Source organism: Actinoplanes campanulatus (assembly GCF_014647795.1).
Taxonomy (GTDB): domain Bacteria; phylum Actinomycetota; class Actinomycetes; order Mycobacteriales; family Micromonosporaceae; genus Actinoplanes; species Actinoplanes campanulatus.
The window spans coordinates 777,978-788,808 of the sequence record NZ_BMPW01000001.1 but is presented as its reverse complement, the minus strand read 5'-3'; the positions used below and the strand labels follow the sequence as shown (position 1 = coordinate 788,808).

General features: G+C 71.0%; 8 protein-coding genes. 7 read left to right on the top strand and 1 reads right to left on the bottom strand.

Annotation, left to right across the window (positions count from 1 at the left end; all coding sequences use genetic code 11):
* The first annotated feature begins 328 nt into the window (after window positions 1-328).
* The 3 genes from IEZ13_RS03475 to IEZ13_RS03465 all read left to right on the top strand — a co-directional run bounded on the left by IEZ13_RS03475 (window position 329) and on the right by IEZ13_RS03465 (window position 4,932).
* Complete coding sequence (locus tag IEZ13_RS03475; RefSeq protein WP_183216550.1) at window positions 329-523, top strand: hypothetical protein; 195 nt, start codon at window positions 329-331, stop codon at window positions 521-523.
* A 204-nt stretch (window positions 524-727) separates the two neighbouring features.
* Window positions 728-4,309: a chromosome segregation protein SMC gene (gene smc, locus IEZ13_RS03470; protein ID WP_183216548.1), complete on the top strand. Its 3,582-nt coding sequence runs from the start codon at window positions 728-730 to the stop codon at window positions 4,307-4,309.
* A gap of 8 nt (window positions 4,310-4,317) precedes the next feature.
* Complete coding sequence (locus IEZ13_RS03465; protein WP_183216546.1) at window positions 4,318-4,932, top strand: HAD family hydrolase; 615 nt, start codon at window positions 4,318-4,320, stop codon at window positions 4,930-4,932.
* A gap of 5 nt (window positions 4,933-4,937) precedes the next feature.
* Here the strand turns inward: IEZ13_RS03465 and IEZ13_RS03460 are convergent, their stop codons facing one another.
* Entirely contained in the window at window positions 4,938-6,617 is a 1,680-nt protein-coding gene (locus IEZ13_RS03460) for an alkaline phosphatase D family protein (protein WP_183216543.1), read from the bottom strand.
* Window positions 6,618-6,756: 139 nt separating this feature from the next.
* Here IEZ13_RS03460 and ftsY point away from each other — a divergent pair, with 139 nt between their 5' ends.
* From ftsY to IEZ13_RS03440, 4 genes are all read left to right on the top strand, one after another.
* Window positions 6,757-7,950, top strand: a complete 1,194-nt coding sequence (gene ftsY / locus IEZ13_RS03455) for a signal recognition particle-docking protein FtsY (RefSeq protein WP_183216541.1) — start codon at window positions 6,757-6,759, stop codon at window positions 7,948-7,950.
* A gap of 82 nt (window positions 7,951-8,032) precedes the next feature.
* The gene (locus tag IEZ13_RS03450; RefSeq protein ID WP_183216539.1) at window positions 8,033-8,830 is read left to right on the top strand and encodes an aminoglycoside phosphotransferase family protein; all 798 of its coding nucleotides are present in this window, start codon (window positions 8,033-8,035) and stop codon (window positions 8,828-8,830) included.
* A 238-nt stretch (window positions 8,831-9,068) separates the two neighbouring features.
* On the top strand, window positions 9,069-10,454 hold the full coding sequence (locus IEZ13_RS03445) for an ammonium transporter (protein ID WP_183216537.1): 1,386 nt from the start codon (window positions 9,069-9,071) through the stop codon (window positions 10,452-10,454).
* A 36-nt stretch (window positions 10,455-10,490) separates the two neighbouring features.
* On the top strand, window positions 10,491-10,829 hold the full coding sequence (locus tag IEZ13_RS03440) for a P-II family nitrogen regulator (protein WP_183216535.1): 339 nt from the start codon (window positions 10,491-10,493) through the stop codon (window positions 10,827-10,829).
* Window positions 10,830-10,831: the final 2 nt, after the last annotated feature.

Sequence of the window (10,831 nt, the reverse complement as noted above, 5' to 3'; positions counted from 1 at the left end):
GCGCTGTGGTGGCGTGATTCACCCGACTCCGGCACGCCCCCGGCTCAGCCCCGGCTTGACGGAGAGTGGGTATCGGCGGACTATGGAGTTGTCGCCAGTCGCGCCCACTCATGCCCCGGACCATTCGTGGCTTGGGTCGTTGCACCATCTAGAGCCTCGCTGTGTTCTTGGCGGGATTCTGTGTTCACGCGTGCCCGTGAACATGTGGTGCGTTCAGTTCGCACTGAGTTGGTTACTGCGTACTGAGTCAGCTCGCTGGGCGCCACGTTGGCCGGCCTTTCCGGCAACGCATCACAAATCGAGACGCAGCGCGTCACAAGGAGTCACGATGGCGAAGGCCCTCTTTGGCCACGTAGGTGCGGCGCCCGACCGGCGCCTCCTCGACGAGGTCACCCGACTGCGTTCCAGGGTGCAGGCCCTGGAGTTCGAGGTCACCCGCCTCAGGGCGGAGAATGATCGTCTCGCCGCGGCAGCGGTGGAGGCAGACGATTTCGCGCGGCTGACCGAGCCCGCCCTGACCTGAGCTCCATCCTGATGCCGGTGGGTACTGCGGGGTAGTCCGGCCGGCGTCACCATCCCCTCGCACACCAGACGCACCGAAGAAAAAGCGCGCCTCCACTCCCGTGGCGGCGCGCAGCTTTTTACCCACGTGATTCCGCTGCTGGACAGCACCGGCGGGTAGCCTGCCTCCCAGCAGACGTACCCGGCCGACCCTTCTCGGAGATCCGTGCACCTCAAGAGCCTGACGGTCAAGGGCTTCAAGTCCTTCGCCTCCGCCACCACGTTGCGGCTGGAGCCCGGCATCACCTGTGTGGTGGGGCCGAACGGCTCCGGCAAGTCCAACGTCGTCGACGCCATCGCCTGGGTTCTCGGCGAGCAGGGCGCCAAGGCGCTGCGCGGCGGCAAGATGGAGGACGTCATCTTCGCCGGCACGGCCGGGCGGGCGCCACTGGGCCGCGCCGAGGTGACCCTCACGATCGACAACAACGACGGCGCTCTGCCGATCGAGTACACCGAGGTGTCGATCACCCGCCGGATGTTCCGGGACGGCGCGAGCGAGTACGAGATCAACGGCAACTCCTGCCGGCTGCTCGACATCCAAGAACTGCTCAGCGACTCCGGCATCGGCCGGGAGATGCACATCATCGTCGGGCAGGGCCGGCTCGACGCCATGCTGCACGCCAAGCCCGAGGACCGCCGCGCCTTCATCGAGGAGGCGGCCGGCGTACTGAAGCATCGCAAGCGCAAGGAAAAGGCGATCCGCAAGCTGGACGCCATGGGGGTCAACCTGAACCGCCTGGGTGACCTGACCACCGAGCTGCGGCGGCAGCTGAAGCCCCTCGGCAAGCAGGCCGAGGTGGCCCGGCGGGCGGCCGGCATCCAGGCCGACCTGCGCGACGCCCGGCTGCGCCTGCTCGCCGACGACCTGCACACCCTGCGCACCACCCTGGACCGGGAGATCGCCGACGAGTCGGCGATGCGGGAGCGGCGCGGCCAGGTCGAGGAGGAGAACCGCGAGATCCAGCGCTGGCTGGCCGACCTGGAGCTGGCGCACGCCGAGGACGCTCCGCTGCTCCAGGCCGCGCAGGACACCTGGTACAAGCTGTCCGCCCTCCAGGAGCGGTTCCGGTCCACCGAGCAGCTGGCCACCGAGCGGCTGCGGCACCTGGCGGCCACCCCCGACGACGAGCGTCCCGGCCGTGACCCGGAGATGCTCGAGGCCGAGGCCGAGCAGGTCCGCGAGCAGGAGGAGGAGCTCCGCGAGGCGCTCACCGACGACCAGATGCGCCTGGCCGAGGCGGTGGAGCACCGGCAGGATCTGGAGCGCCAGCTGGCCGCCGCGGAGGGCGAGCTGCGGACGGCCGCCAAGGCGATCGCCGACCGTCGCGAGGGCCTGGCCAAGCTCACCGGCAACGTGAACGCGGCCCGTGCCCGTACCAGCAGCGCGGCCGAGGAGATCGAGCGGCTCGCCGCCGCGCACGACGACGCGATGATGCGGGCCGAGGCCGCCCAGGCGGAGGTCGACCTGGTCTCCGCCGAGTCGACGGAGGCCGACCGGGACAACGCCGACCTGGACGCGCGGCACGACGAGGCGGTGGCCGCGCACGACCGGGCCGCGGCCGTGGTCCGCGAGTTGAACGACGCCGAGCGGGCCGCCGAGAAGGACGCGGCGAGCTGGAAGGCGCGCGAGGAAGCCCTGGCCATGGGCCTCAAGCGCAAGGACGGCGCCGGGGCGCTGCTGGCCCGGGCCGGTCAGGTGCCGGGGCTGCTGGGCAGCCTCGCCTCGATGCTGACGGTCCGGCCCGGTCACGAAGTGGCGCTCGCCGCCGCGCTGGGCGGGCTGGCCGACGCGGTCGCCCTGGCCGGCGTGGACGAGGCGATCGAGGCCATGCGTACCCTCAAGATCGCCGACGCGGGCCGGGCCGACCTGGTCGTCGCCGGATCCGCCGGGCCGGGCATGCGGGGCTCGCTCGCGAGCCTGCGGCCGAACCTGCCGGAGGGCGCCGTCTGGGCGCCCGAGGTGATCGACTGCCCGGAGCAGATCCGGCCCGCGCTCAACCGGGCGCTGCGCGACGTGGTGCTGGTCCCCGACCTGGCCGCCGCCGCGCGCCTGATCGCGGCGAACGCCGAGCTGCGTGCCGTGACGCCGGAGGGCGACGTGCTGGGCGCCCACGCGGCGGCCGGCGGTTCGGCGAAGGCCACCAGCTACATCGAGGTGCAGGCCGCGGTCGACGAGGCCAAGGCACGGCGGGCCACCGCCGAGCAGAGCATCGCCGAGATCAAGGAGCGACTGGGCGAGGCCCGGGCCGAGGTGGCCGAGCTCAAGCAGGCGGTCGGCGTGGCCGCCCAGGAGAAGCGGGCCGCCGAGGGCGAGCGCAACGCGGCCGCCCGCCGGCTCGCCGAGCTTGGCGCCGCCGCCCGGTCCGCCAGGGCGGAGACCGAACGGCTCGGGGCCTCCCTGCAGAAGGCGCAGGCCGCCCGGGAGACCGACCTGATGCGGGTGGCCGAGCTGGAGGAGCGGCTGCGGCTGGCCGAGGACACCCCGCTCGACGAGGAGCCGTCCACCGAGGAACGCGACCGGCTGGCCGCTCTGGTGCCGCAGTCCCGGCAGAACGAGATGGAGGTGCGACTCGCCGTCCGTACCGCTGAGGAGAGGGTCTCCTCCATCGCGGGCCGGGCCGACTCGCTGATGCGGCAGGCCAACGCGGAGCGGCAGGCCCGGGAACGGGCCGCCGCGAGGCGGGCCGCCCGCGCGAGAGGCGCCGAGATCGCCCGCGCGGTCGCACTCGGTGCGGCCGCCGCGCTGGAACGGGTCGCGGTTTCCGTGGTCGCGGCGGCCGAGCACCGCGACCAGCTCGCGCAGGCGCGGACCAGCCGGGAGGCGGAGCTCCAGGAGGTACGGGCGACGGCCAAGCGCCTGGTCGCCGAGTTGGAGCGGCTGACCAGCGAGGTGCACCGGGACGAGATGGCCCGCGCCGAGCAGCGGATGCGCATCGACCAGCTGGAGGCCAAGGCCGCCGAGGACTTCTCGCTCGACGTCGAGACGCTGATCAGCGAGTACGGCCCGGACCAGCTCGTGCCGCCGACCCAGGCCGACGTGGCGCAGGCCGAGAAGGACGGCAAGCCGGCGCCCGAGCCGGTGCCGTTCCACCGGCCCACCCAGGAGAAGCGGGCCAACAAGGCGGAACGGGACCTCACCCTGCTCGGCAAGGTCAACCCCCTGGCGCTGGAGGAGTTCGCGGCCCTGGAGGAGCGGTACAAGTTCCTCTCCGACCAACTGGAGGACCTCAAGGCCACCCGGCGGGACCTGCTCACCGTCGTGAAGGACGTGGACGACCGGATCCTGGAGGTCTTCACGTCGGCCTTCGAGGACACCGCACGTGAGTTCCAGGCCGTCTTCCAGGTGCTCTTCCCGGGTGGTGAGGGCCGGCTCATCCTCACCGACCCGGAGGACATGCTCACCACCGGCGTCGAGGTGGAGGCCCGGCCGCCGGGCAAGAAGATCAAGCGGCTGTCGCTGCTCTCCGGTGGCGAGCGCTCGCTGACCGCGGTGGCCATGCTCTGCGCCATCTTCCGGGCCCGGCCCTCGCCCTTCTACATCATGGACGAGGTGGAGGCGGCCCTCGACGACGTCAACCTGGGCCGGTTGATTACCCTCTTCCAGCAGCTCCGTGAGAAGAGCCAGCTGCTCATCATCACGCACCAGAAACGGACGATGGAGGTCGCGGACGCCCTGTACGGCGTCACGATGCGCGCCGGCGTCACCCAGGTGATCAGCCAGCGCCTCGTCCGCGACCCGGAGGAGTAGGAAAAAGCATGCGCGACCGCGCCCAGGCCCTGTTGATCGACCTGGACGGCGTGCTGCGCCGCTGGGATCCGGCCCCGATGATCACCGTCGAGGTCGAGTTCGGTCTCAAACCCGCCTCGCTGCTGGAGACGGCGATGTCGTGGGACATCTACCGGCCCGCGATGGCCGGGGAGATCACCGACGCCGAGTGGATGAGGCTGGTCGCCGACCGGCTGCCGCTGTCCGCGGACGAGTCCACCGCGGCGGTCGCGGCCTGGCAGGCGTACCGGGGCGAGGTGGACCCGGAGGCGCTCGCCTTCGTGCGGGAGGTGCGGGCCGGCGGCCGGAAGGTGGCGATCGCCACCAACGCCACCGACCGGCTCCGCGACGACCTGGACGCCCTCGGGCTCACCGCCGAGGTGGACCTGGTGCTCAGCTCGTGGGAGCTGAAGGTCCACAAGCCGGCCCCGGAGTACTTCGAGCAGGCCTGCCAGGCGATCGGCGAACTGCCCAAGCACGTGCTCTTCGTCGACGACGACGACCGGGTGATCCGGGGGGCGCGCTCGGCCGGGCTGTCCGGTTACCGCTGGGCCGGGCCCGAGCACGTCCCCTATCTGCGCAAGGTCCTCGACCTGCCGGAGTGAGCAGGTCAGGGGTGGTAGTCGGCGGCCGCCACCTCGACCAGGTCGCCGTCCTTCGTGGTGCCCTCGATGCGGGCGGTCGCGGTCGCGCCCTCCAGGCGGAGGGTGCCGACCGCGTTGCCGAAGTACGGGCCGGACAGCCGCTTCCAGCGCAGCGCCGGCTTGTGCACCGACAGGGTGCGAGCGAGGCCCCGGACCAGCTGCGCCACCGCGCGTGACCAGGCGATCCGCATCAGCGGGCGCATCGGCAGCGGCACCTCGTTGTGGATCGGCGAGCAGGTGAGCTGGTACACCGGTGTGGTCATGGCGTGACCGAAGTCGGCCCGGGCCACGTAGGAGTGGTGGACGTCACCGGAGAGGACGCTGATCGAGGCGGGCGCCGCGTACACCTCGCCGGCGCCGACCCGGCGGCCCTCGGTGGTCGGGCGGCCCTCGCCGAGCCGCCGGAACAGCTCGCCCAGCGCCGCGAACGACTTGCCGAACGCGGCCCAGTGCTCCAGGTCGAAGGCCCGCCGGACCCGCTCGCCGAACGCGGCCGCCCAGGGCCGGTGCGACTCGGCCAGCCGTTCGTTCCACGCCTCCAGGTAGTGGATGGCCGGCGGCATGAGCCACGGCAGCGACGAGCCGATCACCAGGTGGTCGTAGTCGCCGTGGGCGCGGTCCAGGAACCAGTCCCACTCGGCGGGCGGCAGCATCGCCCGGGCGCCCGGGGTGAGGACCCGGTTGCAACGGTTGTCCAGCACCACGATCCGGGTCCGGCCCAGATCGAGGGCGAAACTCCACTGGAACGGCACGTCGGTGTTCTCCGCCGACTCCGGCTCGTCCACCCGGTGACCGAACTCGCGCAGCAGCTCGGTGGCGTCCTCGGCGGCGGAGACCTTCTGGAACAGCGGGTCGGCGGCCAGCTCGTCCGGGCTCAGATTGCCCAGGTGCTGGTAGATCCAGTACGAGGCGAGGCCACCGGAGATCCGCTCCCGCCACCACGGCTCCCGGGCCATGTCGGCACGCCAGGAGGCCGAGGTGTTCCAGTCGTCGATCAGCTCGTGGTCGTCGAAGATCATCACGCTCGGCACGGTGCTGAACAGCCAGCGCACCTCCGGGTCACGCCAGGACTCCAGGTACAGCTTCGTGTACTCCTCGAAGGAGACCACCTGGTTCTCCGGGCCGGCGTGCCCGTCGCGGCGACGGCGGCGCAGGAAGCGGCGCACCTTGGCCGAGGTCTCGTCGGCGTACACCTGGTCGCCGAGCAGGACCAGCAGGTCGGGGTGCTGCGTGGGGTCGGCCATCAGACGGCGGGCGTAGGCGTCCAGCGCGTCCGGCGGCAATCGGCGGCGGCTCGACTGCGGGGTGGCCTCCCGGCACGATCCGAAGACCAGGCTCACCGGCTGCCCACGGTCGTCGGCGGCCCGGGTGCGGATCACCGGCGGCGGGTGCTCCGCGCCGGCCTCCGGCCAGACCTGCCGGTCGTCGAGGAACAACCGGTACGGATTCGCGGAATCCGGGGACAGGCCGTCCACCACCACGAGAGCGTAATGATGTCCGTACGCCGAAAAGGTCTGTGCCGAGCCGGCGCCCGCGGTCTCCACCTCGACCCGCACCCGGGCGGGCTCGCTGGTCTCCAGCCACAGGGTGGCGCGGTCGTCGACGACCCGGCGGAGAACCGGGCCGATGAGAAGCTGAGCGGTCACCGGACCGGTCCGGGGGTGTGCCGCATGGGGGGTCCTCCACGCTGTTGAAAGGGGCGCTCCATCCTCCGCCACGAGGGCCCGGAATCGCCAGTGCGTGACCTCTCCCACGGCCGGACGGCTCATCTGTCAGGATTCGGGCATGGAATACGTGGTCGCCGCAGTGATCCTGCTCGTCGTCCTGGTCGTGGGCGCGGTCGGGCTGGTGGTGCCGAGGATGCGCCGCCGCGAGCTCCCGCCGCCGCCCGCACCGGGCTCGACCACCACCCTGGAGCGCCCGCCCGCCGCGCCCACGGTGCCGCCGGTCGAGGAGGAGATCCCGCCGCTCATCGAGCCGCCCGCGCCGGTCGTGGCCGAGGAGCAGCCGGCGCCGGTGGTGCTCGAGGAACCGGTCCTCGAGAAGCCGGAGCCCTCGGTCGGCCGCCTGGTCCGGCTGCGCGCCCGGCTGGCCCGATCGCAGACCGCGCTCGGCCGGGGCCTGCTCAGCGTGCTCTCCCGGGACCACCTGGAGGACGACGACTGGGACGAGATCGAGGAGAGCCTGATCACCGCGGACGTGGGGGTCGAGGCCACCCAGGTGATCGTCGAGCGGCTCAGGGAGCGGGTCCGGATCCTCGGCACCCGGAGCGTCTCCGAGGTGCGTGACCAGCTCGCCGAGGAACTCGTCGCCGCCCTGGAGCCGGAGATGGACCGGAGCCTGCGGACCGCCCCGCACGACGGCCGGCCCGCCGTGGTCCTGGTCGTCGGCGTGAACGGGGCCGGCAAGACCACCACCTGCGGCAAGATCGGGCGGGTGCTGATCGCCGACGGCCGTACCGTGCTGTTCGGCGCGGCCGACACGTTCCGGGCGGCCGCCGCCGACCAGATCCAGACCTGGGGTGAGCGGGTCGGCGCCGAGACCGTCCGCGGCCCGGAAGGGGGAGATCCGGCCAGCGTCGCGTTCGACGCCGTGAAGCGGGGTATCGACACGAGCGTGGACACCGTGCTGATCGACACCGCGGGCCGCCTGCAGAACAAGGTCGGCCTGATGGACGAACTGGGCAAGGTCAAGCGGGTGGTGGAGAAGCACGGCCCGGTCGACGAGACGCTGCTCGTGCTGGACGCCACCACTGGGCAGAACGGTCTCGAGCAGGCCCGGGTCTTCACCGAGGTGGTGGATGTCACGGGAGTGGTGCTCACGAAACTCGACGGCACCGCCAAGGGTGGCATCGTCATCGCCGTGCAGCGGAAACTCGGGATCCCGGTCAAGCTGGTGGGACTGGGTGAAGGTCCGGACGATCTCGCGCCGTTCGAGCCCGTCGCGTTCGTCGAGGCCCTCCTTGGTGGGGACGCGTAGGCTCACGCAGGGACCGGCCTTTCCCCCCGTTCTACGGGCGGCGGGTGGGGCGGCGGATGGGTTTGACCGTGGGAGGCCGTGAGTGACGCATGAGCCGGTGCGCGAGATACCGCTGCACGGTGGCAACGTCAGCACGGTCTCCCGGATCGGTGACACCGTCCGGCGCAACGCGGGGCCGTGGACGCCGGCCGTGCACGCCCTGCTGCATCACCTGGAGCGGGTCGGGTTCACCGGCTCGCCGCGTGCCCTAGGGATGGACGAGAAGGGCCGGGAGGTTCTCTCCTACCTGGACGGCGAGTGCGGGGAGTACCCTCTGGCGCCCCACTGGGTGACCGAGGAGGCGCTGGTCACCGTCGCCACCATGCTCCGGATGTTCCACGACGCGCAGTACGGTTTCGTCCCACCGCCCGGCGCGGTCTGGCGCTCGTTCGGGCCGCCCCCGCCGGACACCGAGGTGATCTGCCACCACGACGCCGCCCCGCACAACGTGGTGTGGCGGCCGGACGGGACACTCGCGCTGATCGACTTCGATCTGTCCTCGCCCGGGTCCCGGCTCTACGACGTGGCCTACGCGGCGTGGACCTGGGTGCCCCTGTTCAGCGACCGGGACTCGTACACGCTGGGGTGGAAACGGCCCAACCGGCCGCGGCGGCTGCGGTTGTTCGCGGACGCGTACGGGCTGATCCCGCGGGACCGGCACCGGCTGGTGCGGACCATCCGGAAACGGATCGTCGACCACGTCGAGGGGATCCGGCGGATGGCCGCGGCCGGTGATCCGGCGTTCGTCCGGATCGTGCACAAGGGCCACCTGCGCCGCCCGATGCGCGATCTCCGCCTGCTCGACTACGAGCGCCACATCCTCGAGTACGCGCTGCGCTGAGCCCCGCCGAAGTGTTCCGAGCCGGGCGAAAACGGCGATATCGTCGCAGCTCAGAGGGCTTGATCACACCGACTGTGAGTTTTTCTTCACACGTCGGAAACAACGCGTGACGTTCTGGAAATCGCGTGTAGACCGTGCTCGAAACAGCCGACCGGAAGGCTTCCCGCCGAACCGGCCGACAGGCGACGTTGCCCCAGGTCCGGTGTGAGAGGACACCTTAATTCCGAGAGGAGGCAGCGTGGAGATCAACACCGGCAATACCGCCTGGTTGCTCCTGTCGTCTGCGCTCGTATTGCTCATGACACCCGGTCTGGCGCTGTTCTACGGTGGCCTCAACCGGTCCAAGGGCGTCCTGAACATGATGATGATGAGCTTCTCCGCCATCGGGCTCGTCAGCGTCCTGTGGGTCGTCTACGGCTTCACCCTCGCCTTCGGTGTCAACGAGAGCGAGGGCCTCCAGAACATCATCGGCAACTTCGACTACCTCGGTACCGATGTTGCCAAGATCAGTGAGGAGTGGCTGTTCTTCGGGGCCAACACCGGCATCCCGACGTACGCCTTCCTGGTCTTCCAGATGATGTTCGCCGTCATCACCGTCGCGCTGATCAGCGGCGCGGTCTCGGACCGCATGAAGTTCGGCGGCTGGGTCCTCTTCGCGCTCGGCTGGTTCACCCTGGTCTACATCCCGGTCGCCCACATGGTCTGGGGTGGCGGCTTCATCGGCACCACGATCCGCGCCCTCGACTTCGCCGGTGGCACCGCGGTGCACATCAACGCCGGCGCCGCGGCCCTGGCCCTGGTGCTGGTGCTGGGCAAGCGCATCGGGTGGCCGAAGGAGAACATGCGGCCGCACAACGTGCCGTTCGTGGCCCTCGGCGCCGGCCTGCTCTGGTTCGGCTGGTTCGGCTTCAACGCCGGCTCCGAGCTGACCGTCGACGGCACCACCGTCATCGCCTTCATCAACACCCAGGTCGCCACCGCCGCCGCGCTCCTCGGCTGGGTCGCCGTCGAGTGGATCCGGGACCGCAAGCCGACCCTGGTCGGCGCCTCCTCCGGCGCGGTCGCCGGTCTGGTCGCCATCACCCCGGCCTGTGGCTTCGTCGCCCCGCTGCCGGCCGTGCTCATCGGTCTGCTCGCCGGTGCGGTCTGCGCCCTCGCGGTCGGCCTCAAGTACCGGTTCGGCTACGACGACTCGCTCGACGTGGTCGGCGTCCACTTCGTCGGCGGCTGGATCGGCTCGCTGGCGATCGGCTTCTTCGCCACCGACGCCGTCAACTCCGGCATCACCGACGAGAAGATCCTGAACGCCAGCAACGGTCTCTTCTACGGCGGCGGCGCCACCCAGCTGCTCCGCCAGTTCGAGGCGAGCGCCCTGGTCACGGTCTACTCCTTCGGGGTCGCACTGCTCCTCGCCTTCATCCTCAAGGCCGTCAAGCTCCTGCGCGTCAGCGAGGAGTCCGAGGTCGGCGGCATCGACATCGCCGCACACGGCGAGACCGGCTACGAGTTCACCCCGGCCGCGGGCTCCGGCAACGGCGGCGCGTTCGCTCTCGCCGGTATCGGCCAGAAGGAGACCGTGGACGCTGACGGCAAGGCTTCCGTCAGCCAGAAGGTTTCCGGCTAAATTCCCCCGATGGCTGCAGCAATGGAAGGACTGAGCATGAAGCTGGTGACCGCGGTCATCAAGCCGTACCAGCTCGACGCGGTGAAGGAGGCTCTGCACGCCCTGGGCGTCGCCGGGCTCACCGTGAGCGAGGTACAGGGGTACGGCCGGCAGAAGGGCCACACCGAGGTGTACCGGGGCGCCGAGTACACCGTGGAGTTCCTGCCCAAGATCAAGGTTGAGGTGCTGACCGACGAGATCGACGTCGAGAAGATCGTCGACGCCATCGTCACCGCCTCGCGGACCGGCAAGATCGGCGACGGCAAGGTCTGGGTCACCTCGGTCGACGAGGTGGTCCGGGTCCGCACCGGCGAGCGCGGCCTCGACGCCCTCTAAGC